This window comes from Paraburkholderia sp. CHISQ3 (assembly GCF_030464945.1).
In the GTDB taxonomy this organism is placed as follows: domain Bacteria; phylum Pseudomonadota; class Gammaproteobacteria; order Burkholderiales; family Burkholderiaceae; genus Paraburkholderia; species Paraburkholderia megapolitana.
This window is the reverse complement of the sequence record NZ_JALPRG010000003.1, coordinates 631,310-656,231: the sequence shown is the minus strand read 5'-3', so window position 1 is coordinate 656,231 and position 24,922 is coordinate 631,310. Positions and strand designations below refer to the sequence as shown.

The 24,922-nt window shown below is 62.0% G+C and carries 13 protein-coding genes; 9 read left to right on the top strand and 4 right to left on the bottom strand.

Translation table 11 applies throughout. The features are described 5' to 3' along the window. Positions 1-22: 22 nt before the first annotated feature. Positions 23-1,099, bottom strand: a complete 1,077-nt coding sequence (locus M0D65_RS09790; RefSeq protein ID WP_266252480.1) for a toxic anion resistance protein — start codon at positions 1,097-1,099, stop codon at positions 23-25. Between the two features lie 885 nt (positions 1,100-1,984). Here M0D65_RS09790 and M0D65_RS09785 point away from each other — a divergent pair. The 4 genes from M0D65_RS09785 (at position 1,985) to M0D65_RS09770 (ending at position 6,634) form a co-directional block, all read left to right on the top strand. Next, positions 1,985-3,721 (top strand): peptidase S10, encoded by a 1,737-nt coding sequence (locus M0D65_RS09785; protein ID WP_266252479.1) that lies wholly within the window; start codon positions 1,985-1,987, stop codon positions 3,719-3,721. 65 nt (positions 3,722-3,786) lie between these two features. After that, positions 3,787-4,173, top strand: a complete 387-nt coding sequence (locus M0D65_RS09780; protein WP_266252478.1) for a hypothetical protein — start codon at positions 3,787-3,789, stop codon at positions 4,171-4,173. A gap of 506 nt (positions 4,174-4,679) precedes the next feature. Continuing rightward, positions 4,680-5,432 carry a polysaccharide deacetylase family protein gene (locus M0D65_RS09775; RefSeq protein ID WP_266252477.1) on the top strand — a complete coding sequence of 251 codons (753 nt, stop codon included), beginning with the start codon at positions 4,680-4,682 and terminating at the stop codon, positions 5,430-5,432. After that, complete coding sequence (locus M0D65_RS09770; RefSeq protein WP_266252476.1) at positions 5,429-6,634, top strand: glycosyltransferase; 1,206 nt, start codon at positions 5,429-5,431, stop codon at positions 6,632-6,634. Before M0D65_RS09775 ends, M0D65_RS09770 begins: the two co-directional genes overlap by 4 nt. Positions 6,635-6,661: 27 nt before the next feature. On the opposite strand, the gene M0D65_RS09765 is transcribed toward M0D65_RS09770, so the two are convergent. Both M0D65_RS09765 and M0D65_RS09760 read right to left on the bottom strand, forming a co-directional pair. Then, positions 6,662-7,846, bottom strand: a complete 1,185-nt coding sequence (locus M0D65_RS09765) for a hypothetical protein (protein WP_266252475.1) — start codon at positions 7,844-7,846, stop codon at positions 6,662-6,664. 101 nt (positions 7,847-7,947) lie between these two features. Then, positions 7,948-10,857: a sugar-binding domain-containing protein gene (locus M0D65_RS09760; protein WP_266252474.1), complete on the bottom strand. Its 2,910-nt coding sequence runs from the start codon at positions 10,855-10,857 to the stop codon at positions 7,948-7,950. A gap of 574 nt (positions 10,858-11,431) precedes the next feature. Between M0D65_RS09760 and M0D65_RS09755 the strand changes: the two genes are divergently transcribed. The 5 genes from M0D65_RS09755 (at position 11,432) to M0D65_RS09735 (ending at position 22,934) form a co-directional block, all read left to right on the top strand. Further along, positions 11,432-13,246, top strand: coding sequence for a beta-N-acetylhexosaminidase (locus M0D65_RS09755; RefSeq protein WP_266252473.1), 1,815 nt, complete (start codon positions 11,432-11,434; stop codon positions 13,244-13,246). A gap of 513 nt (positions 13,247-13,759) precedes the next feature. After that, positions 13,760-15,004 carry an efflux RND transporter periplasmic adaptor subunit gene (locus M0D65_RS09750; protein ID WP_266252472.1) on the top strand — a complete coding sequence of 415 codons (1,245 nt, stop codon included), beginning with the start codon at positions 13,760-13,762 and terminating at the stop codon, positions 15,002-15,004. Between the two features lie 18 nt (positions 15,005-15,022). Further along, positions 15,023-18,136, top strand: coding sequence for an efflux RND transporter permease subunit (locus M0D65_RS09745; RefSeq protein WP_266252471.1), 3,114 nt, complete (start codon positions 15,023-15,025; stop codon positions 18,134-18,136). Beyond that, on the top strand, positions 18,133-21,462 hold the full coding sequence (locus M0D65_RS09740; RefSeq protein WP_266252470.1) for an efflux RND transporter permease subunit: 3,330 nt from the start codon (positions 18,133-18,135) through the stop codon (positions 21,460-21,462). The genes M0D65_RS09745 and M0D65_RS09740 overlap by 4 nt, the downstream gene beginning before the upstream one ends. Positions 21,463-21,464: 2 nt before the next feature. Next, positions 21,465-22,934, top strand: coding sequence for an efflux transporter outer membrane subunit (locus M0D65_RS09735; RefSeq protein WP_091008687.1), 1,470 nt, complete (start codon positions 21,465-21,467; stop codon positions 22,932-22,934). 101 nt (positions 22,935-23,035) lie between these two features. Here the strand turns inward: M0D65_RS09735 and M0D65_RS09730 are convergent, their stop codons facing one another. Then, positions 23,036-24,856, bottom strand: a complete 1,821-nt coding sequence (locus M0D65_RS09730) for a protease pro-enzyme activation domain-containing protein (RefSeq protein WP_266252469.1) — start codon at positions 24,854-24,856, stop codon at positions 23,036-23,038. Positions 24,857-24,922 lie beyond the last annotated feature (66 nt).

Sequence of the window (24,922 nt, the reverse complement as noted above, 5' to 3'; positions counted from 1 at the left end):
GTGGAAAAGTATCCTTAAGTGATCACCGCGGATTCGAAACCTGCGCGAGCAGCCGCTGTTCGATCTCAGTGCGTTTCTGACCGTCAGCGATACGCTGCTGACGCCCGGCTTCCTCGAGCTGCTTCACCTTGTCGGCGCTCGCCTCGAGGATCTTCTGGCAATCTTCGAGCGTCGTCGTGCTGATCAGCGACTTTTGCTGCAAGGTCGCCACCTGCACCGTGTTTTCGCCGAGCGTCCGGGCCGACTGGCGCATGGCGGCATCGAGCGTGGAGCGCAGCATGTCGTCGGTTGCCAGCGCGTGCTTCTGTTCGATCTGGATCAGTTGTTGCGTCAGCAACGAAGTCAATGCCGGGATCACCGTCGTCTTGGCCCGCTCGAATTCGTCGAGAATCGCGCGCGCATTGTCCTGCGTCTGCTGGATTTCGAGCGCCTGCTGCTTCGCGAGCGTCATGCCGTTCTGCAAATCGTTGACGGCGACTTCGAGCCGCTGATTGGTGTGCTGGATGGCAGTGCGCTGTTGCGCGGCGAACGGATCGGTCGTATCGAGCGGCGCCGCCAGCGCCGTGGCGATCGCCTGCAACCAGGTCTGCCCTTGCTGGACGGCCACCTGCAACTGCTCATGCTGATGCAGGTTGGCCTGCTGCAGATCATTGAGCGTGTGGATGCGATCGCGTTGTTCCGCAGCCATCCGGTCCATCTGCTCGGTGAGCGTATTCATGCGCGCCTGGACCGACTGCATGTGGGCGAGAAGCTGTTCGCGCTGCCCTTTGAAGAACCCGACCGCCCTATCCACTAGCCCATGCTTCGCCTGCTCGGGGTCGAGCCCCTTGGCCGTCGAGATCAGTTCGGTGAGCTTCGCGCCCATTTCGCCGGCATCGGCAGATTTGTGCTGCGACAGCAGGCTGCTCGTGATCGTTGCATAGGTATTGCGGCTGCTCGCACCCAGATTGGTGATGTCGTCTTCGCTCGGCAGAGCTGCCGGCACGACCGCCGGGGACGAAGCGGCCACGACGGCGTCGAGCGACGCCGAAAGGTCTTCAGTCCGCTTGTCCGGCTCGGGGGAATCTGCATCGAATAACGGTGTAACCGTGACGGTCATTATTTACTCCCTGCTCAAATCGGTAACGGCAAAAATTGCGGATTATCTAAAACCGGCGCGCGTGCGCCGCCCCGGTTTTAGTCAACCGACAATTGCCTTTGCGTTGCGCGGATAATAATTTCGAAGGGCACCCGTATCAGCACCAGACGGTCTGGTGGAGCATGTCATGAATATGAATATTGCCTTTCAGAAACGGATTGATGGACTATTTTCGTCAACTCGTCTCAGGCATATCGCAATGCTTGGTATTTTCTTTCAAATGTCTCACAGCCGCCATCGAGCGGCGATTTGAAGCGATTGAAATGCATAAGTGAAGGTTTGTCAATCCGGCGATTCTCAGCTAGTCCGTCTGAAAGCCCAACGAGTAATCGCAGCAAGGACTTTCACGTGATCTTTCTATTTTCCCGGCCTCCGAAAACGATATTGGCGTGAAATTCGCTTGGGTATTGAGCACACCGGAACGCAGCAGATCGCCAGCCACGCTCGCGAGTTATTTTTTTCTCAACCCACCCGTTTTCCCGTCCGCACCGGGTTAGAAACTGTAAGGTTGATTGGGCATAAAAGCGATAACCCACTGAGCCGAAAAGACTTTCAAATCCGGCGTCGTTCAGCGCGCTCGCCTTACCAGTGGAATGTGACAAAGAGCTGCGAACGCTGTGATATTGTCTCGCTCCATTCGGCACGACCCCCGAATTCTCTACGTCATTAACCGCCGCGCGGAACAGACCGCCACGGCACTCCGGTTGTGACAGGTAGAGCCTGTTTAATTAGCTTGACTAAAAAATATAAGAAGCCGCTGCGCGGAGAGACTCCCGCACCGGCGCGTATTGACTTGCGCCAACGTGCTGGGCAGACACGGCACTCTCACGAGGAGGAAAAGAAGCGATGCAGGACACCCACGATTCACAACACCCGTCACTAACGGGTTCGTCGAACATTCGCCAGATCCAGCGCCATCCGCGCCGGCTCGTTACGCATATCGGTCTTGGCGTCGCTGCGTTGACGGCAGCGCTCGCACTGACCGGATGTAACGACGACATCACCACGCCGGCCGACCAGCCGCTCGTCGACAACACCGCCTACTCGTCGAAAGCCGGCGACGGTCTCGCCGCGGCGCAAGTCAACGAACACGCGGCTGTCATGCATCACCAGTGGTCGGCCAATGGCACCGCGGTCAACTACACGACGACGATGGGTCACCTGACCGCGTCCGATCCGGGCGGCAATGCGGAAGCGAGCATGTCCTATGTCGCGTACACCGCGCCGAGTACGGATGGTTCGCCGCGCCCCGTCACGTTCGTCTACAACGGCGGCCCGGGTTCGTCGTCGGTCTGGCTGCGCCTCGGTTCGTTTGCGCCGACCCGCGTCGCGACACCCGACCCGCTGCTGACCGGTTGGCCCAATTTCCCGATCGTCGACAACCAGGAAAGCCTGATCGGGACGACCGATCTCGTGTACATCGACCCGCCCGGTACAGGTCTGTCCGAAGCGATCCAGCCGAACACCAACAAGACGTTCTGGGGCACCGATCCGGACGTCAGCGTGATGCGCGATTTCATCCGCCGCTACCTGACGGCCAACAACCGCGCGAGCTCGCCGATCTATCTGTACGGCGAATCGTACGGTACGCCGCGCACGGACATGCTCGCGCTGTCGCTTGAATCCGCGGGCGTCCATCTGACCGGGATCGTGCTGCAGTCGTCGATCCTGAACTACATGGCCTCGACCGGCGACACGTCTGCCGGTTCGATCCCGTCTTATGCGGCAGTCGCTGCGTATTTCAATCAGGTCTCGCCGTCGCCGACCAATCTCGGCGCGTACACCCAGCAGATCCAGAGCTTCGTGACCGGTCAATACGCACAGATCGTGCAGTACTCGACGGCGAACCCACAGGTGGTGATCGATGCCGCGACGCTTGCGTCGTGGTCGGGTCAGACGGGTTTGACGAATGCGGCGTTGAGCGGCTACTTCCAGTACTACTACGACACGGAAGCGTCGCCGGGGCAGACGGTGCTCGTGCCCGGCTCGACGATCGGCCGGTACGACGGACGTGTCGTGCTGCCGAACAGCGATCCGCGTCTCGCCAGCGACAACGATCCGTCGGACATCCTGATCAACACGCCGTTCACGAATGCGCTCGCCACGCAGATGCCGGGCTACCTCGGTTACACAGCACCCAATGCGACGTTCTCGCTGCTGAACGACGACATCATCGGTGTGTGGAATTTCAGTCACGGCGGCCAGCCGCAACCTGACACGATCCCCGATCTGCTCGCCGCGCTCACGCTCAATCCGCAGTTGAAGGTGCTGTCGGAAAACGGCTATCACGATCTCGCGACGCCGTACTTCGAAACGGAAAAGGAACTGGCGCGGTTGCAGACCGTTCCGGGGCTCAATCCGAACATCCAGCTGACGTTCTACCAGGGCGGCCACATGATCTATCTGGACAACGTCGCGCGACCGAAGATGCAGGCCGACCTCGTGTCGTACTACCAGAACAAGCCGCTTGCAGCTTCGCTATCGCTCGCGCAACTGTCGGCGCCGTGGACAGACGAGCATCCCGCGAATACGGCTACCACCGTGGCTGCGATGAAAGCCACTGTAAAAGCCGCCGCCCGTTGACGACGCCTGGGCTCGCGTGCAGCTGGTCGCACGCGAGCGCGACTCCTTTTTAGATGAGAAACACCATGTCGAAGCATAAATTTTTGTTCAGCAGTCTTTCGTTCCTGGCACTTGCGGCCGTTGCAAGCAGCGCGTTCGCTGTGCCGCTGCAAGCCGTGTCGACGGCGACCCCACCCAAGGGTGGCGGCGTCGACGGCCCGTTCTTCCCACGTGTAGCGGTCGCCGCGCCCGCTTCCGAAACGACCGGCGCCGACCTCCAGCGTCAGGCGCAGATGCGCCTGTCCACGAGTCTCGCCGCGAACGGTGCGCTCGCTAACGGCGCCACGCTGACGAAAGCGCAGGCGCAGGCGAGCGGCCTTGACTACGTCGCGAAGAACTTCTCGCAGATCGATACCGCGGGAAGCGGCAAGATCTCGCTGAAGGACGTTCAGCAGTATCTGAACCGGCAATAAGCGTTGACTTCGGACCGGCCCACCCGGTCCCGGTTACGTCGTCGATAACCCCAGAAAGTCTGCGGGAATCGACACCTTCAAGGTCACGTTCGACGACCTGAAATGTTGTGTGAAATCGTACGGCCGCCTGCTTGCAGGCGGCCTTTTTTTATGTGCATTCGTCGCCGTGTGACAAAACAAACCCGCCACCGGCAGTCATTTCACTCAGCTTTCAACAAAACACTACAAATCGCGACAAACAACACCGGCGCGTCCGATTACGCTCCGTACCTGACCACATCCGGTGTCCTGGGTATGGCGCACGGGGACCTGTTTCCAGTTGCGCAAAGCGTGGCCTGAAAATGGTCAGGACAGAAACAAATGACCGGTTCACGGTATCTCGGTGTGCATAAACAATGAAGCGATCATTTGAATCATTTTCTCGTCCTATACCCGTACTGACTTACCACCATGTCTCTCCGACGGGTGGACCGCTGTCTATTTCCATGGCGTGTCTCGACTCGCAGATGAAATGGCTGGCAAGTAACGGGTACGTCACGCTCACAGCCGACGAGTTCGCCGGTTATCTGCACGGCGAACGCATGCCGGACAAGTCGATCCTGCTGACGTTCGACGACGGGTATCTCGACAACTATCTGCACGCGCATCCCGTCCTCAACCGCTACGGACACAACGCGCTGATGTTTCTCGTGACCGAGCGTATTCACGACGGTCCGGCCCGCTCGCTCGCCGAGCGCCCCGCGCACACGACACCCTCGCATGAAGAATGCGAACGTCTCATCGAGGCCGGTCGCGCCGATGACGTAACGGTACGCTGGAGCGAAATCGAGGCGATGCGTGCGGCCGGCACATTCGAGTTCCATAGCCATACGCACAGCCATCGTCGCTGGGATCTGTCCTGCAATGACACGGGCAGCAAGCGCGCCATGATCGGCGCCGACATCGAAACCGCGAAATCGATCCTGCGCGAACGTCTGGGGATCGAATCGAAGCACCTGTGCTGGCCCGAAGGCTATTACGACACCGACTACATCGGCGCGGCCATCGACGCCGGATACGAGTACCTCTACACGACCCGCAACGTGCGCCTCAACGCGCCCGGTAGCGACCGGCATCAGATACAGCGCATGGTGGACAACGGCAAGGGCGACGAGTGGCTGGCCAGCAAGCTCTGGCGCTATCGCCACCCGGTATGGGGACCGGCGTACTACGGCATCAAGCAACTGAAGAGTGCGGTACGCGGCGCGGTGGGTGCATGAAAATACTCTACACAAACTTTCATAGCGGGGATGGGGGCGGTCATACGACCTACATCCTCAATCTGGTTCGCGTGCTGAGCCGACGTCATCAGGTGGCGGTTGCCGCGCCGCGCTCGAGCCGGCTGTATCAGAGCGCGCGCAACATGCCTGGAGTCGAGGCCTTCGACTTCTCATTCCGCAACACGCTGGGCTGCATGACCGGTACCGCACTGGCGTTGCGTCGTCTGATCGAATTGAATGGCTACGATGTCGTGCACGTGAACGGTTCCGCCGATCACCGCGTCGCCGGCCTGGCAACACTCGGCATGTCCAGAAACCGCCCGCGCATCGTCTTCACGAAACACAACGACCTGCCCGCGAGCGGCCTTGGTACATGGCTCAAGGGAATGCTGGGAACCGACTCCGTCATTTGTGTTTCCGAATACACGCGACGCTTCCTGACGCCAACGGTGTACGGCCGCAAGACAATGCGGGTGGTTCATCATGGGGTCGACCTTTCGCGTTTCATCCCCGCGAGAGCTTCCGCCGTCACCCGGACCCGGCAATTCTGGTTTCCCGAGCTTTCCGACGATACGCTGATCGTAGGCAGCACTGCGGGCATGGACGACAACAAGAGCTGGATCGATATGGTCGCCGCCGTTGCGCTGCTGCCCGAAGCACAACGCAAGCGCATCCGCATCGCACTGGCCGGTCACCTGCCCAATGAACGACAACGCGCGCGAGTCGCGGAACTCGGCATGACCGATCAGGTGATTTACGCGGGCCTGCTGCGTGACGTCCGCTCGCTCGTGACCGCCTTCGATGTCGGGTTTGTCCTCTCGCAACGGGAAACGCTGTCGTTCGCGTGCCGGGAGATGATGGCGATGGGCAAACCGATGATCGTCTCGGACGCCGGCGGCCTGCCGGAGAATATCAGCGCCGGTGTCGACGGATGGATCGTCCCGCCGCGCGGACACGCGCATCTGGCACAACTGCTCGCGCACCTGCTCGACAACCGCCCGGAGCTCGCGCGTGCCGGCGCGGCGGCGCGGACTAAAAGCGAGCAGCAGTTTTCGATGGAGACGTTCGCGGAGCGGACCGAAGCGGTCTACCAGGAATCTCTGCGGCGCGCGGGCGGTACCGTGGCCAGCCAGAATCGCGCACGGGCCGGCGCGCTGCGGCGTGCCATCCGTGCGGCGATTACTTCGCTTCCGCCTATCTGAATCCGGATCGCTGCACAGAGCGCAGGCTCATAGTCCGAGGTATTGCCGCGCGGCCGGTTTCTCCAGCGGTGTCAGCGCGCTAAACGGCACACTCCGCTGAACGCCCAGGCAGTAGCCGTCCGCATGCGGCGCATCGGTCACGGCAAACGCAAGCCGGCCGGGCTCTTCGAATATCAGACCGAAGCTCTTCTGCAACAGCGCCATACACGCCTGCTCGGAATCGTCATCGCCCTGCCCTTCGTTTTTCAATCGATAGCGGTTGGCGTTTCGTTCGATGAATGCCCACATTGCCGGGCTTGGCCCCCAGATCCCGGAGCTGGAGCCCGCACGAAGCGCGCGCATCTGCTCGGCCAGCACAGCAGGATCGCTGCTGTTGATGTCGCCGCTAACCGGTGTGTAAGTCAGCGCGTCGAATAACTTGTTGAAATCGAGCGGTGCCCCGGTGAGAAGATCGAACGTCTGTATCTCGTAGACGAACTGCGGATGTGCACCGCCGCAATCGACCTCGCCGGTCCATTCGACGCTCAGTAGCGTAGGTGACAGATAAGTAACGGAAGCCGACGCACTGGACTCGCGATTGATGTCACTGGAATACGCATTGGCATTGCAGTCGTTCTGCTCGTGCACGCGCGACATGAATGCGCCATCGAGTACCTGGTTCACCTTCTGCATGGCGCCCTGATCGGCGAGATGAACCAGGTGCGGCGAGCTGACGCCGGTGCGCACGTCCGTCACCGTGACGTAGCCCACGCCGCGCTTGTTTACCGGCTGGCTGACCTTGCGGGGTCCAGTAGCATCGCGCAACTGGGAGTACAGATCATCGCCGGAGGTTGCCGGGACACCCGCGACACCGGCCGGTTCATTCACGCGCTGCAAATGGAAGGACAGCGTCTTGCCAGCCGGATTTCTCCATTGACCTGCAAACGCGTCACCGGACGCCGCGCCGGACCAGACGCCGGTCGACTTGCCTTTCGAGCCGTCCTTGCGCAACGGAAACTCGCTCAGGTGGTCCGGTGTGCCTTCGATACCGATATCGTTGCCGTAGCGCTCGTAAAAGTAGGTTCCGGCGTACGTCCCGCTGTTGGCCTTCGGCTGGATCGACATCACGACCGGCTGGCCGGCCAGGTCCCCGCGATAAACGCCGCCTTTAAGACTGGCGCCCCAGCTACACGTCGAGCACAACGCGAGGGCAAGCAGCGCGAACTTGATCATGATTCTGGTGAACGCCAAGGATAAGGGCTTAGCAGTGTAAGCCCAAACCGCTCGAGAATTTGCTCACCGCGAGCGCTCTGGCGCGAGTGTCGGCGCTAGCGCTAGCATTTGCCAAACGTGCTAACCGGGCTCGTCACCGCGAGCGCTCTCTCGTTGAAGATCACCGGTATACCGCTCAATCCAAGCTTCGAATTCACACGATCGAGCTTCCAGCCATCGACACGCAGCCCCGCGCCCGCCACCGGTTTGCCTTTCGCATGCGGCACATCGATGACGATCTGCGTCGATGCGCCGGGCACCAGGTTCAGATAGTTGTCACTGAAGAAGGCGGGCAGGATGCGCTGACCGCTCGACGAATCGAACAATTGCAGGTGTGTCATCAGCGCGATCGAACTGCCGATGTTCTGTACGTTCGCGGTAATACGCGTGGTGACATCGTCGAGTTCCGCCGCCGATGCGCTGATCGCAATAGCCGCAGCCTTCATCGTGTCGAGCGACGTGTAGTCCGTATCCTGCCCATTCTTCTGGCACCAGTAGAGATTGTCCGCAACCGTCGCGCCACTCGCGCCGCGCAGCGTGAGCGTGACGATGCAGACGTCGGATGTCGCCGCAGCGATCTGTGTGCCAGGATTGGCGACCACCTGATACGACGTCGGCGCAACGCTCGCGATGTTCTGCGTGACCTTCCCGGCCAGTGTGCTGTCCAGGTTGTACACGCGCATCTCGACGCTCCCCGAGACCGCCTTCGCCGTGTGGTTGGCAATCGTTACGTCGAACGTACGTGCATCGAGAATTGCGTTGATGCGGCGGCAACCATGCTGAACCGCGAAAAACGACGCGTGCTGTTCGAGATCGTGGCTGTACATCTGCCAGACGAAGCTCGGTTGCGCGGGATTCGTCATCCACATGATCACGCCGGTCGCGGGCGACGTAATCTTGCCCGTCGCGGGTCCGATCATCACGGCGGCATTCGCCTCAAAGAGCGACCTGATGCACTCATAGTTCATCATCTGCGCCTTGCGGACGAAGTCGGCGAGATTGGCGATCGCACCGTAGCGCGCGCCGGTCATCGCGATGTAGCCCGCACCGCCCTGCTGTCCCGCCAGATACGCCCCATTGCCGTTGATATCGCGATCCGCCCAGAAATCGTCGGGGCATTCCCACGATGAAGACGGCAACATCGCCTCGACGAATTCCAGCGTCGGGATCGAGTGCGAGCCGACCTCGTTGTGGAAGGCCGTACTCGACGTACCGTAGCCGCGGCTGAACGCGGCCGACGGCGGCTCCCAGTTGTACGGGCCGCCCGACGAGTAGCCGTTCACCGCACCGGTGCCGGTGTCGCCCGCGGAACTCGTCAGGCACAGGCGCTGCGGATCGAGCGTCTTGACGAGTGAGTCGAGTCCGCTGACGAGCGCCGCCGGCGGCGAGCCCTCGTTGCCGCCGCACCATAGCAGGACCGACGGATGATTGCGGTAATGGACGATGACGTCGCGAATATTGTCGAGATCGCGCGTGACGTTGACGGGTGCCGGCCCTTCCGTCGAATAGAAGAAGTCCTGCCAGACGAGAATCCCGTACGTATCGCAGGCGTCGAAAAAATCACGACTCGTGCTCTGTCCGTTCCAGTTGCGGATCAGATTCAGATTCGCGTCGCGATGCAGTCGGACCTGATTGAACAGCCGTTCGCGCGGAATCCGTTTGAGCGCTTCGTCGAGCCCCCAGTTTCCGCCCATGATGAGAACGGGCAGCTTGTTGACGGTGATGCTCAGCTGCGGTCCGAAGCCGATGTTGCGCGAATACTCGATACGGCGCAGGCCGATGTTGACGCTCCGCGTATCGGACACCTGTCCCTGCAGCGCAATCGATACGGACACCGCGTACAGATTCGGCTCGCCATAGCCGTTCGGCCACCACAACTTTGGATTGGCCAGCGACAGTTGCGGCACGTCGGCCGATGTCAGCGTGATGGTCGTCGGCTGGTCGGCTGCGGGGATCGTGATCGCGTGGCTGAACGCGATGTCCGCGCCGATTTTTCCGGTCACCGTGGCGGCGAGGTTCGTGCCCGAGCGATTGTCGAGCGAGAGATCGAGTTGCAGCGCGGCACTGCCCAGATCATCCGCGAGCGTGCTGTCTACGAGCAGATCCGCGATGCGTACCGCGCCGGTCGTGAACCACGACACCGGTTGCCAGATACCGAGGTCGCGGTCGGGGATGGTCGGTAGCCAGTCCCATCCGGCGGTACAGAAGAACGTCGGGCCGTTCTTCAGCGTGACGCCGGTCGGGCCGCCGTTACGGCCGCCTCGCGTGACGCCGCTCGCATAGCTCGGCTTCAACGGCCCTTCCGAAAAGTCGAGCTTGATCGCGCTGACCGCGAGATACGCGACACCGCCTGTGGCCGCGACGAGCTTCGTCACATCGAAATAGCCGTGCTTGAACGCGCCTTCGAGCGTGCCGACAAGCGCGCCATTGAGCCATATGCTGGCCATGTAGTTGACGCCGTCGAAGCGCAGCCACAAGCGCTGGCCGGGCCGCAATGGCGGCGTCGCGAAGGTTGTCCGGTACCAGTAGTTCGTGTCCTTCAGCGTGTCCGGAATCGTATCGGTGACGATCTTGCCGTAGAACGGATCGGGGTATTTGCCGTTCGCGATCATGCTGGTCAGCGCGGTGCCGGGCACCGTCGCGGCCGACATGCCGGGCGCGCCTGCGGCGCTTGCCAGTTGCGCGCCCGTGAGGGTCGGACGTTCCGATGCGGCAATGAACGTCCACTGCCCGGCGATCTCGCCCGATGCCGCGAGGTTCGCGGGCGGCGATACTGGTATGGCGCCGGGTCCTGGCGTGCCGGGTGTCACTGGTGCCCCTGGCGCTGAGGGTGCAGCGGGTGTCGCACCTGCTCCCGCTTCCCCTAGCGCCCTATCCGTGCTCTGGAGACCATCTCCGCATGCGGCCAGCCAGCCGCTTCCGGCCAATGTCGTGCTGTACACAAGGAATCTACGGCGCTGTTTCGATTGCATGCTGTCTTCTCCATTTATATTTTGTTTATTTATTGTGCTAAACAGATTCAATAGAACAATGTTTAGTTGACTGCATAAACATTGATTTATAAACTCACATCTCTTCAACGTGTTACTCAGTTTATATGGCTCGATTTATACAAGTCAAGATGTTTGAATTAATCCATGATTTTCGAATTGCAACGGATATTTGACAAAATTTTAGTAATTTTAATGAACACCGGGCCCCTGTTGTTCAACGCACCGTATGCAAGCTGCATGTGCCTACATCAAAGCTTCCATAAGAATCTCACCAGCATAAGTTGAGAATTATTGAGAATTCAGAAGAATGTGCCAATGTTTAAAAAGGGTTAACCATTACAGGAATCCCATCATTAGTGATGTAATTTCTTTTCACGCCAAAAGCGTTTTTCTTTTCAGGTCCTGATATCCCACAGGTCAAAGATCGCGCGAACCCTTCCACATCCCTCACCGCATTAGAGATTGCCCGTTTCCGTTTTGATTGCATGCATGCGCTTCGCAAGCTGTGCCGATACGTCAACACCATCTCAACCCCATTTTCTGGAGTGCGAACATGAGGCATCCTGGCGTTCTTTGCGCCGTCGCTCTGTTGCTGGCCACCTGCGATCCGTTCGGATCGAGCAGCGCGGCTGCGGCGTCACTACAAGAAACAACATCATTAAAAAGCATCGCTGCGGCGCTCGATGACAGCGCCGCGATCAGGGCGGCAAAGGCAGGCAGTGGCCCGGACGCCAGCGCCCCGTCGCTGCTTCCGGTCCCGGTGTTCGAACACGCTCTGCCGAGCGGCAGCTTCACTCTCTCCGCGGACACCCACATCGTCACCAGCGGAAGCGCCGATCTGACCGCCGCCGTGTCCTATCTGCGCGGCATCGTCGGCAAATCGACCGGCTTCACCTTGCCGGCGGCCAATGGCCGTGACGACGTGCGCCACGAGAACTTCATTGTGCTCGACGTGGACTCGAGCCGCCAGGGCGCGCTCGGACAGGAAGGCTATACGCTCGTCTCCGGAAAACTCGGCGTGGTGATTCGCGCCGCAACCGCACACGGCGTGTACATGGGTATCCAGACGCTCCTGCAGTTGCTGCCGAACGCCGTCTACAGCACGAGCCAGCAAACCGGCATATGGTCCGCGCCGGGTGTGGTGATCGCCGACTGGCCGCGGTACGCCTATCGCGGCGCGATGCTCGATGTCTCGCGACGCTTCTTCACCGTCGCTCAGGTCAAGCACTACATCGACGAAATCACGCTGCTGAAAATCAACACGCTGCACCTGCACCTCGCGGACGATCAGGGCTGGCGTATCGCGATCTCCGCACTCCCGTCCCTGACGGCGATCGGCGCCAGCACGCAAAGCGGCAGCACGCTCAGCAGCTTCCCGACGGTGCCCGCGCGGCCCTGGTACTACACCGCCGATGACTACCGCGGCATCGTGCGCTATGCCGCCGATCGCTCGATTACCGTCGTACCGGAAATCGACGGACCGAGCCACGTCAGCGCGGCCCAGGCTTCGCTTGCCAACCTGAACTGCAGTAACACGGCGCTTCAGCCTTACTCCGGTTTCGACGGTCCCGGGCTGAGCCTGTTGTGCCTGACGGATCCGGCCCATCTGGCCAACATGCGCAGCTATCTGGGCACGGTATTGAGCAGCCTGGCCGGCATGACGGCGGGACCCTACGTGCATGTCGGCGGCGACGAAACCCCGACGGGTATCACACCGGCGGAGTACGGCGACTATGTGAGCGCTGCAACCGGCACGGTCACCGCGGCCGGGAAAACGCCGATCGGCTGGCATCAGATCGGTTCCGCGAAGATTCCCGCCGGCACACTGCTCGAATACTGGGGCGACGATACGGACCGTGCAACGATCGGTACCGCGACACAGTCGGCGGATGTTCAGGACGCCGTATCGGGAATCGCGCAAGGGGCGAAGTTCATTTTCTCGCCGGCCGACCATGCGTACCTCGACATGAAGTACAGCCAGCTCACGCCATGGGGTCTGCTGTGGGAGGGCTACACGAGCGTGCAGAAATCCTACTCATGGGATCCGACTACCGAGCTCTCGTCGACCGATGGTTCGATCAACCTCTTGCCGGCCCGGCAGATAGCCGGCCTCGAGGCGCCGCTGTGGAGCGACCGGACCTACGTCGGCTCGACCGCCCTGCCCGATAACAACACGGTATGGGCGACGCAGCAGGAATATGCCGATTACATGGCGTTCCCGCGCATGGCGTCGATGGCGGAGATCGGCTGGTCGAAACTGTCCTCGCACGACTGGACGGCCTTCCAGCAACGACTGATCACGCAAGGTCAGCGCTGGGACGCGTTCGGTGTCGCGTTCTACAGGTCGCCGGAGATTGCGTGGAAATGAGCTAACGCATCTGTGAATTGATCGAAGCGCCGTTCCTGCATAACGCATAGGAACGGCGCTTCGCACTGGCGATCCTGATCAAGCCGAAACGCCGCCCCCCGCGCTGCACGACCCGCCCCACCTCCCCGCACTCCTCTGCGTAATCTTCCCGCAACCTTCGACGCGTAACATGCGCCGACAAGCGAACTCATCGCGGCGCGGTCTTCCGCAACCCTGACTCAGGACTTCACAACACGACACATGCCCTCTTCTGTCCGTGCCACCCCAAACCAGCCCACCGCTTTCTTGCGAAATCCTGGTTTCTTTACAGAGCGTTGCGGCAGGCTGCTTTCGTAACGGCTTGCAACCTCTAGAAGCAGGCGGGTATAAACACGCGACGTGCGATTCGCTAGACTCTCTCGTCAAGCGATTGCTGAGTTAGCTATCTTGCATGGCAATTAAACACCCGGCACCGGGTCCTTTCGCAGCGGCTGCTCTTATTTGTCTGCGGCAATCACTCTTTACCGAGGTTATATGAGCGAGGTCGGGTCCAACCAACCAGGACAGCGTCGGCACTACGGGCGCATCGTGCTCGTACTGGTACTGCTGATCGTGATCGCGCTGGTGCTCGTTCACGTATTGCGCGGGAAGAAACCCAAGGTCGCCACGCCGGCGCAGGTCGTCACCGTGGCCCCGGCGACCCTCGGAGACATGCCCGAAGTACTGAGCGAACTGGGCACCGTCACACCGGTCGCAACCGTCACCGTGCTGCCGCAGTTAAGCGGCTACCTCACACAGGTGGCCTACCACGAAGGCGAGGATGTGGCGAAAGGCCAGTTCCTCGTGCAGATCGACCCGCGCCAGTACGAGATCGACAAGCAGCAGGCCGAGGCGCAACTGGCGAAGGACCTCGCGAGCCTCGCCCAGGCGCGCTCCGACCTCGCGCGCTATACGCAATTGAACCAGCAGAAGTCGATCGCCGAACAGACCTATGTGGACCAGCAGTTCACGGTGCAGCAGGACGAAGCCGCGGTCAAGGCGGATCGCGCCAACATCGCGCAGTTCGAGCTGGACCTGATCTATTGCCACATCACCGCGCCGGTTGCCGGCCGCGTCGGCCTGCGTCTCGTCGATCCGGGCAACTACGTGACCTCGTCGAGTACGAGCGGCGTCGTGGTCATCACCACGATGAAGCCGACCACCGTCGAATTCACCGTGCCGCAGAACTCGCTCGCCTCCGTGCTGACGCGCTTCAATTCGGGCGCAAAGCTGCCGGTGACCGCGTACACAAGCGACACCAACAAGGAAATCGCGACCGGTACGCTGTATGCGATCAGCAACCAGATGGCGACGAGCACCGGCACCGTAACCTTACGGGCGACTTACGCAAACGATAACGAAGCGCTCTTCCCCAACGAGTTCGTCAACGTCAAGCTGCAGGTCGATACGCTGCAGAACGCCGTGCTCGTACCGACGCCCGCCGTGCAGAGCGGCGCGCCCGGCAACTACGTGTTTCTCGTCAATGCCGACAACACGGTCTCCGTGCACAAGGTCACGCTCGGCCCCAACGACGGCAAGAACACCGTCATCCTGACCGGCCTCACCGCCGGCAACCGCGTCGTAACCGACGGCATGGACCGCCTGAGCGACGGCGCGAAGATCAGGGTGGCCGGTGCCAAACCCGCCGCGCCGGCAAGCGACGCCGCCGGCGCATCCGCCGCTCGTGCACAGCACGCCGCGCATCGCCAGGCAGGCGCCGATGCATCGCAAGCCTCGTAACCACGGACCCGCGCGCCGATGAATATTTCCCGCGTGTTCGTGCTGAGGCCGGTAGCGACCTTGCTGCTGGTGATCGCCCTCGTGATGGTGGGTCTGGTCGCCGTGCGCTTTCTACCGGTCTCCGCGCTGCCCGACGTCGACTACCCGACCATCCAGGTACAGACGTTCTATCCCGGCGCGAGCCCCGACGTGATGGCGACGACGGTCACCGCGCCGCTCGAGGTGCAGCTCGGCGAAATTCCCGGCCTGCAGCAGATGACGTCGTTCAGCTCGGATGGATCGTCGGTGATCACGTTGCAGTTCGATCTCGCGCTGAACCTCGACATTGCGGAACAGGACGTCCAGCAGGCCATCAACGCGGCGAACAGCTACCTGCCGAGCGGCCTGCCCGCACCGCCCACATACGCCAAGGTGAACCCGGCCGACCAGCCGATCCTGACGCTCGCCGTCACGTCCACGTCGATGTCGTTGACGCAGTTGCAGGACGCCGCCAACAACCGCCTCGCGATGAAGATCTCCGAGGTGAGCGGCGTCGGTGTGGTCACCACCTCGGGCGGCAACGTGCCGGCTATCCGGGTCGAGGCCGACCCGCAAAAACTGGCCGCCTACGGCCTGAGTCTCGACGATCTGCGCACGCTGCTCGGCAATGTCAACGTGAGCCAGCCGAAGGGCAACTTCGACGGCCCGGAGCTCGACTACACGATTAACGCCAACGATCAGATCGCCGATCCGCAGCAGTACCTGGACACCGTTATCGCGTATCAGAACGGCGCCCCGGTGTTCATGCGCGATGTCGCGCGCGTCAGCACGGCGGCGCAAGACACGGCGCAAGGTGCGTGGTTCAACCACTCGCCGGCGATCATTCTCAACGTGCAGCGTCAGCCGGGCGCGAACGTGATCGCCACCGTCGACCAGATCACGAAGCAGTTGTCCACGCTCGAAGCATCGTTGCCCGCCGGCGTAAAAGTCACGGTCGTCGCCGACAGTACGAAGGCGATCCGCTCGTCGGTCTCCGACGCCGCGTTCGAACTCGCGCTCGCAATCGGGCTCGTGGTGATGGTGATCTTCGTGTTCCTGCGCAATGTGCCCGCAACGCTGATTCCGAGCATTTCCGTACCGGTCTCGCTGATCGCCACGCTGGCGATGATGTACGAGCTGCACTACTCCATCGACAACCTGTCGCTGATGGCGCTGATCATCGCGACCGGCTTCGTGGTCGACGATTCGATCGTCATGATCGAGAACATCGTGCGCTATCTCGAGGAAGGCAAGACGCCGCTCGAGGCCGCGCTCGAAGGTGCCGGACAGATCGGCTTCACGATCCTGTCGCTGACCGTGTCGCTGATCGCCGTGCTGATCCCGCTGCTGTTCATGGGCGGCGTGATCGGGCGATTGTTCAGCGAATTCGCAGTCACGCTCGCGGTAACGATCGTTATCTCGGCGGTGATTTCGCTGACACTCGTCCCGATGCTGTGCGCGCGCATTCTGCGAGCTCAGGCGCAACGGCATCCGAGCCGCTTCGAGCGCGTCAGCGAAAACCTGTTCAACAAGACGCTGAATGCGTACGAGAGCGGTTTGCGCTGGGTGCTCGATCACCAGAAGCTGACGCTGACGGTGGCCGTGCTCACCCTCGCGCTTACCGGAATCCTGTATGTCGTGATTCCGAAGGGGCTGTTCCCGGTTCAGGACGTCGGCGTGATCGAGGGTCTTAGCGTCGCCGACAACACGGTGTCCTACCAGGCCATGGCGAAGCGGCAGTCCGCGCTGGCCGAAGCGATCCTGAAAGACCCGGACGTGACTTCGGTGACGTCGTACGTGGGGATCGACGGCACCAATACGACGCTGAACAACGGTCGCTTCCTGATCAACCTGAAGCAGAAGGACGACCGCTCGTTGAGCGCGGTGGAAATCGCGCGGCGGCTGCAGCAGGAAGTCGCCGACGTGCCGGGCATCAAGCTGTTCCTGCAGCCCGAGCAGGACCTGACGCTCGACACCACCGTGTCGCCGAACCAGTACAAGTTCGTGCTGCGCGGACCGAGCCAGCAGGCGTTCCAGAAGTACGTCCCCGAGCTGATCGCGCGGATGCAGAAGATTGCCTCGATCACCGACGTGACGAGCGACATGAACAACGACGGCCTCAGCATCAACGTCGAGGTCAACCGGCAACTGGCCGCGCGCTACGGCATCACGCCCGCCACGATCGACAACGCACTCTATGACGCGCTCGGCCAGCGCATTGTGTCGACGATCTTCCAGCAGTCGGATCAGTACCGCGTGATCCTGGTCGCAAAGCCTGAATCCCTGCCGACCGTGCAGTCGCTCGGCAACCTGTATCTGCCGAGCCAGACGAGCAGTAGCGGCCAGGTGCCGCTCAACGGCATCGCGACGATCAAGGTCGTCAAGTCGCCGCTCGTGGTCAGCCATCTGGCGCAGTTCCCTGCCGTCACGGTGTCATTCAACCTCGCGCCGGGCTCGTCGCTGAGCACGGCCGTGGACGAGATCAAGCGCGCCCAGCAGGCCGTGAACCTGCCGCCGTCGATCACCTCCACGTTCCAGGGCGCCGCGCAGGCGTTCGAGGATTCGCTGTCGAGCGAGGTCTACCTGCTGGTCGCCGCGCTGGTCGCCGTATATATCGTGCTCGGCGTGCTGTACGAAAGCTTCGTCCATCCGGTGACGATCCTCTCGACGCTGCCGTCGGCCGGTATCGGCGCGTTGCTCGCGCTGATGATCGCGGGCAGCGATCTCGACGTGATCGGCATCATCGGTATCGTGCTGCTGATCGGTATCGTCAAGAAGAACGCGATCATGATCGTGGACTTCGCGCTCGACGCCGAGCGCAACCACGGCAAGTCGCCGCGCGACGCGATTTTCGAAGCCTCGCTGCTGCGCTTCCGGCCGATCCTGATGACCACGCTCGCCGCGATGCTCGGCGCGCTGCCGCTGCTGCTCGGCACCGGCACGGGTTCCGAGCTGCGCCGGCCGCTCGGTCTGGCGATTATCGGCGGGCTGACGCTGAGCCAGTTGCTGACACTGTTCACGACGCCGGTCATCTATCTGTTCTTCGATCGCCTCGCCGAGCGCGTGCGCCGCCGGCGCAAATCGCAGCCCGGTATCGCTGAGGGTGCGCAGTGAACATCACGGCGCTCTTTATCGGCAGACCGGTCGCCACGACCTTGCTGGCGATCGCGATTGCGCTGTCCGGCTTGCTGGCCTACTTCCGGCTGCCGGTCGCGCCGCTGCCGAACATCGCGTTTCCGGTCATCGTCGTGCAGGCGAGCATGGCCGGCGCGAGCCCCGACATCATGGCATCGACCGTCGCGGAACCGCTCGAACGCCGGCTCGGGACGATTGCCGACGTGGCCGAACTGACCTCGACGAGTTCGGTTGGCTCGTCGCTGATCGTGGTGATGTTCGGTTTGAACCGCGACATCAACGGCGCCGCGCGCGACGTCGAGGCTGCAATCCAGGCCGCCCGCGCCGACCTGCCGAGTACGCTGCGCAGCAACCCGATCTACCGCGAATACAATCCGGCCGATTCGCCGATCATGGTGCTCGCGCTGACCTCGAAGACGCTGACGCTCGCGCAGCTCTACGACTCGACCGATTCGGTCATCCAGCAGCAGTTGTCGCAGGTCACCGGCGTGGGCCAGATTACGCTGGGCGGCGGCGCGCTGCCGTCGGTGCGCGTCGAACTGGACCCCGGCAAGCTCAACAGTTACGGCGTCGGTCTCGAAGACGTACGGGCCGCCATCAGTGCCGCCAACGCCAACAGCGCGAAAGGTCATCTCGATCTAAATGGCCAGCGCTACCAGGTCACTTCCAACGATCAGGCCACCAAGGCGAAGGATTACCTCGACCTTGTCATCGCCTATCGCAACGGCGCGCCGCTGATGCTGCGCGACGTCGCGCAGGTCATCGATTCGAACGAAAACATCCGCAACGCGGGGCTCTTTAACGGCAAGTCCGCCGTGCTGGCGATCATCTATCCGACGCCCGGCAGCAACGTGGTCAACACGGTCAAGCAGATCAACAACGTGTTGCCGTCCATCGAAGCCACGTTGCCGAAAGACGTGCACGTCGAAGTCGCGATCGATGCGTCGCAATCGGTCGATGCCTCGGTGCAGGACACGTTGCGCACGCTGTTCATCGCCGTGCTGCTCGTGATCGGCGTCGTGTTCGTGTTCCTGCGCTCGCCGCGCGCGGTGCTCGTGCCGGCTGTCGCGTTACCGCTGTCGATCATCGGGACATTCGGGCCGATGTACCTGCTCGGCTACAGCATCGACAACCTCTCGCTGATGGCGTTGACGATCAGTACCGGCTTCGTGGTCGACGATGCCGTCGTCGTGCTGGAGAATGCGACGCGCTACCTCGAAGCCGGCCTCAGTCCGCGCGAGGCCGCCTTGCGCGGCAGCCAGGAGGTGAGCTTCACCGTGGTCTCGATGAGCCTGTCGCTGATTGCGGTGTTCCTGCCGATCCTGCTGATGCCCGGCATCCTCGGCCTGCTGTTCCACGAATTTTCGGTGACGCTTTCTATTGCGATCCTGATCTCGCTGGTGGTCTCGCTGACCGTCACGCCGACCATGTGTGCGTACGTGCTGACCCGCAAAAACGCGGGACATTCCAGCGCGGGCTGGGGGCTCTGGGTGGAAAACCAGTTCGAGCGCTTCAAGGCGGCCTATTCGCGCTCGCTCGACGCCGTGCTCGATCATGCGCTGATCTGCATCCTGACGCTGATCGGTCTGCTCGTGCTCAACATCTTCCTGCTGCGCTTCGTGCCGGGCACGTTCTTTCCGGAGCAGGACAACGGCATCCTGATCGGCCAGATCATCGCGGACCAGAGCATTTCGTTCACCGCAATGGAGAAGAAACTCGCGCAGTTGCAGGCGATCGTGCAAACCGATCCGGCCGTCGCATCGGTGGCCGGCTTTACCGGCGGCCGCGCGCTCAATACCGCGCAGGTCTTCATCGAATTGAAGCCGCTCGCCCAGCGCCACGCGTCCGCCACCGAGGTCGTCAACCGCCTGCGTCCGCGGTTGAGCCAGGTGTCCGGCGCGCAGCTGTTCCTGCAGGCTGCGCAGGATCTGCGCATCGGCGGCCGGCAGTCGGCCGCCGAGTATCAGTACACGCTGACCAGCGACGATTCCGCGGCATTGTTCAAATGGACGCCGTTGCTCGTCGACGAACTCAACAAACACCGCGCGCAGATTCAGGATGTGAACTCCGACTTGCAGCAACACGGCTTGCAGACCCTGATCAACATCAATCGCGCGACTGCGATGCGCTACAGTTTTCAGCCCAACCAGATCGACAACGTGTTGTACGACGCATTTGGCCAGCGCACCGTCTCGACGATCTATAACGCGGTCAACCAGTACTTCGTCGTGATGGAAGTCGCGCCGAAATACTGGCAATACCCGCAGACGCTTAACCAGATCTTCATGAGTACGGCGGCGGGCAATGCCAACGGCACGCAGCAGACGCAGATGCCCGGCGGCACGGTGAGCGCGGTCAATACCGCGCAGAGCACGGCCGCCGGGACCAACTCGCTGAACTCAAACGCCGAAGCGAACCAGACCACCAATAGCATCGCCAACAGCAAGGGCGGCAGCTCGAGCGGCAGCGCGGACAGCACCTCCGCCGAAACCATGGTGCCGTTGCCGGCGTTCATGACTTACAGCAACAGTCAAACGGCGACCCAGGTGAGCCATCAAAGCGGCCTCGTCGCCGCGACCGTGTCGTTCAATCTGCCGCTCGGCGGCTCGCTCAGTACTGCCTCGGCGATACTCGACCAGGCCTCCCGCGACATTGGCATGCCCGCCTCGATTCACGGCTCGTTTGCCGGCGCGGCGCAAGCGTATTCGCAATCGGCCGGGACGATTCCGCTATTGATCCTCGCGGCGCTCTTCGTGGTCTATCTCGTGCTCGGCATCCTCTACGAGAGCGCGATCCATCCGATCACGATCCTCTCGACCCTGCCGTCGGCCCTGATCGGTGCGACGCTCGCCATGCTCGTGTTCGGCACGTCGTTCTCGGCGATCGCCTTTATCGGCATCATGCTGTTGATCGGCATCGTCAAGAAAAACGGCATCATGATGGTCGACGTCGCGATCCACCTGCAACGCACCGAAGGGCAGAATGCGCGGGAGGCCATGCATAACGCGGCTGTCGTGCGACTGCGTCCGATCATGATGACGACCTTCGCCGCCGTGCTCGGCGCGGTGCCGCTCGCGATCGGCATCGGTCAGGGCGCGTCGCTGCGCCAGCCGCTCGGTATTACGGTGATGGGCGGTCTGATCGTCAGTCAGGCCTTTACGCTGTACACGACGCCTGTGATCTATCTGTACCTCGACCGTTTGCGCGCGAGGCTTGCACGGTGGTCTGCACGCATGCCGTGGAGCAGACAGCAGGAAAACCCGGAAACCCCAGATACCCCGGCTACACCGGAAACCAAGGCATGAAGATGAAGACACCCCGTCTGCCGCTGGTCGCCGCGCTCGCCTTGCTGCTTGGCGGTTGCATGGTCGGCCCGGATTATCGCCGGCCCCCCGTGCCGGTCGCCGCGACCTACAAGGAACTGCCCGGCTGGACCCAGGCCGAACCCGCTGCGTCCGCACCGAAGGGCGACTGGTGGACTGCGTTTAACGATCCGCTGATCGATCAGCTCGAACCGCTCGTGTCCGTGTCGAACCAGACCGTGCGCCAGGACTACGCGAACTATCAGCAGGCGCTTGCCGAAGTGCGGGAGGCGCGCAGCCAGTTGTTCCCGACCATCGGAGTCACGGGGTCGGCCACGCGCGCGCGTAGTGCGACCGGCTCCGCCAGCACGAATCTGCCACCCATCAATTCCGGCACGCTCGAAGGCACGGCGAGCTGGACACTCGATCTGTGGGGCCAGGTGCGCCGTACGATCGAGCAGAATGCGGCGACCGCCCAGGTCGACGAAGCGACGCTCGCCAACGCGACGCTCTCGGAACAGATTTCGCTCGCGAGCGACATCATCCAGTTGCGCATCAGCGATGCGAACATCGATCTGCTGCAGAAGACCGTCGAGGCGTACCAGCAATACCTGCGCGTCGTCGCCGATCAGGATCACGCCGGTACCGTGCCACCGTCGAACCTCATCACGGCGCGCGAACAACTCGAAAGCGCGCAGGCGAGCCTGATTTCACTCGGCGTCGCGCGTGCGCAGTATGCGCACGCGATTGCGGTACTGGTCGGCAAGAACCCGGAAGATCTGGACATTCCGCATAGCACGGCGTTGCCGACGCTGCCGACCATTCCAGTCGGCGTGCCATCGACACTGCTCGAACGCAGGCCCGATATCGCCGCTGCCGAACGTGCGATGGCGGCCCAGAACGCCGCAATCGGCGTGGCTGTAGCGGCCTACTATCCGACCATTTCGCTGTCCGCACTGGACGGGTTTTCGCAGGCGCCGCTGTCCGGTTTGCTGCATGCGGCCAATCGTGTGTGGTCGCTTGGCGCAAACGCGACCGGGACGTTATTCGACGGCGGCGAACGCCACGCGGAAGTCGACGCTGCGAAGGCCGCCTATGATGCAGCGGTGGCCAGCTATCGCGGCACCGTGCTGAACGCATTCGCCAACGTCGAGAACGACCTGTCCGGCCTGCGCATTCTCGCGCAGCAGGCCGACGCGCTGGACAGCGCCGTGCGCGATGCAACCGAGGGTTCGAAGATCGCGTTCAACGAATACCAGGCGGGTACGGTCGACTACACCACCGTGGCGACTGCGCTCGCCACCCAGTTGAGCGATCAGCAGACTGCGTTGAATGTGCAGGAACAGCGTCTGCTCGATGCGGCTTCGTTGTTTGGCGATCTGGGTGGCGGCTGGTCTGCCGGTCAGTTGTGCGATCCGCGGCATGCGCAGTGCGCGGGGACGCCGAAACAGGCTTCCGAGCAGGCTGCGAAGTAGTGAGTGCAACGGGCGGTTCGTCATAGAACCGGGCGGGCCTGCGCCATACACACCGACGCAGCCCGCCCGTCTACATACCACTCAGATCCGCATACGAATCATCACTGCGCGAAGTCCGGCGTTTTCTGGATGAACGCATTCAGGTTCGAAATATCGATACTGCCGAACCCCGTCGTCGCATCCCACCCTGCTTTCGCGTTGTAGCCATATCCGCCGCTACCGTTATTGCCCGACGTTACGTCGTTCACCACCGACGCATTCGAGGGGAAATATTGATAGATGCTGCTGGCCGGGAAGCCGAGGTTGTTGCCGTTCGCCGATTCGAGTCGCGCCCAGATGCCCGTGAAAATCGGCGCGGCAAGGCTCGTGCCGCCTTCGTTGTTCAGATAGCCCGAACCCCAGAGCGTATCGCTCGTCTGGCCGGATACCACGAGGATCGCACCGGTCCGCAAATCGGCGTCAAAACCGACGTCCGGCAGCCCACGCTTGGTCGATCCCGTGAGGCTCGACGACTGCCACGACGGTGCGCTCTCGTACGCACTGAAACCGCCACCCGTCGACCACACGGTGCCCGGCTGCCAGCTCGGATCGTTCCACACGATCTCGCTGTTGTAGGTCCCCGTGTTCGACGCCTGCGTGAAGACTGTCGTGCCGCCGACGGCAATCACATACGGCGAGGTGGCCGGCTCGCTGACCGTGTAGGTCGAGCGTGACGGGCTACCGCCTGCGCACTCATACGCGCCGTGATCTCCGGCCGACACCGAGAAGGTCTGACCTTGCGCGACGGCCTGCTTGAAGATCGTATCGTCGGTCGCCTGTGAGCCCTGGCTGTGCGCGGACGATTCGCATACGCCGAGCGACACGTTGATCACCTTCGCCACGTTGTCCGTCACGACCCGGTTGTAGGCCGCCGTGATCGCCGACAGCGTCATCGCCGGCGCATCGTAGAACACGACCTTCTGCACGCTGCCGCCCGCCGCACCGACAATCGCCTGGCTGTCCATATTCCACTCGACCGTACCGCTTGTGTCGGTGTACGAGCTACCGGAAGAACCGGTCTTCACCACCGAGCTGCTGATCGTGCCGAGTCCGTTGTTCGCGGCAAACGTGTTGAGGTCGGAGACGGTTTGCGTCAGATTGCCTTCGGAAATAATCCCGACCGTGGTTTGCGATGCCGTCGGCGTGGTGCCCGCGTCGTAGATCGACGAGAACTCGGTCGGATTGTGCGGCACCGCGGCAGCGCCCGACGGGATCGTCAGATTGCTCGTGTCCCCTTCAGGCTGGCTCGCACCCGTGTGCATCAGCTCGACGTTCTGCAGCCCCAGCACCGAACCGACGATGCTGCCCAGCGCGTTCGGCACCTGCGCGGCATCCGTGTTGGCGTAGACATGGCGGCCGTTCTTGCTGAAGCCTTTAAGCCCCGTGCGGAACGCCGCTTTGACCGTGGCTGCCGTACCGGATGCCGAGACCAGCAGACGATTCGGCGCCACGACGATGTTGACGAAGCCGGCCTTACGCAGATGCGCGACGACGGCATCGACCTGCTGCTGGGTCGGCGCGTACTGCGCGGCGAATTGTTCCGTCGTGACGAAGCGGTGGTATTGCGGCGAACCCGGTGTGTGCAGATCCCGCAGGAACGTGTCGAGTTGCGTCTCGTTGCGCAGGTTCAAGCCGAGCAACACGTCGATCGTTTCGCCGGGCGCCAGATCCACGGCGCTAGCCGCCGCCGAAGCGACGTCCGTCGAGGCTGCGGTGGCCGCCTGTTGCTGCACGAGCGGCAGGAAGCCTTTGGTTTTCGTTTCGGTCCATCCGCCATCGGCTGCGTGCGCGGTGGCCGCGCCGAATGCCGCGGCCATGGCGACGGCGATGGCCATCGTTAATCGGGCGTTGCGTTGTTTCGTTTTGACTGAAATCTGATTCATTTGACATTACCCCTCGGTTAGCAATTCAAAGTGACAGACGACAACTTGCCCCCATGCATCGGCATG

What these genes read in the sequence shown, in the direction of transcription:
- M0D65_RS09745 (WP_266252471.1), top strand. Translation starts at nt 15,023, where the DNA reads ATGAATATTTCCCGCGTGTTCGTGCTGAGGCCGGTAGCGACCTTGCTG.
- M0D65_RS09730 (WP_266252469.1), bottom strand. Translation starts at nt 24,856, where the DNA reads ATGAATCAGATTTCAGTCAAAACGAAACAACGCAACGCCCGATTAACG.
- M0D65_RS09760 (WP_266252474.1), bottom strand. Translation starts at nt 10,857, where the DNA reads ATGCAATCGAAACAGCGCCGTAGATTCCTTGTGTACAGCACGACATTG.
- M0D65_RS09765 (WP_266252475.1), bottom strand. Translation starts at nt 7,846, where the DNA reads ATGATCAAGTTCGCGCTGCTTGCCCTCGCGTTGTGCTCGACGTGTAGC.
- M0D65_RS09775 (WP_266252477.1), top strand. Translation starts at nt 4,680, where the DNA reads ATGAAATGGCTGGCAAGTAACGGGTACGTCACGCTCACAGCCGACGAG.
- M0D65_RS09770 (WP_266252476.1), top strand. Translation starts at nt 5,429, where the DNA reads ATGAAAATACTCTACACAAACTTTCATAGCGGGGATGGGGGCGGTCAT.
- M0D65_RS09735 (WP_091008687.1), top strand. Translation starts at nt 21,465, where the DNA reads ATGAAGACACCCCGTCTGCCGCTGGTCGCCGCGCTCGCCTTGCTGCTT.
- M0D65_RS09780 (WP_266252478.1), top strand. Translation starts at nt 3,787, where the DNA reads ATGTCGAAGCATAAATTTTTGTTCAGCAGTCTTTCGTTCCTGGCACTT.
- M0D65_RS09785 (WP_266252479.1), top strand. Translation starts at nt 1,985, where the DNA reads ATGCAGGACACCCACGATTCACAACACCCGTCACTAACGGGTTCGTCG.
- M0D65_RS09755 (WP_266252473.1), top strand. Translation starts at nt 11,432, where the DNA reads ATGAGGCATCCTGGCGTTCTTTGCGCCGTCGCTCTGTTGCTGGCCACC.
- M0D65_RS09790 (WP_266252480.1), bottom strand. Translation starts at nt 1,099, where the DNA reads ATGACCGTCACGGTTACACCGTTATTCGATGCAGATTCCCCCGAGCCG.
- M0D65_RS09750 (WP_266252472.1), top strand. Translation starts at nt 13,760, where the DNA reads ATGAGCGAGGTCGGGTCCAACCAACCAGGACAGCGTCGGCACTACGGG.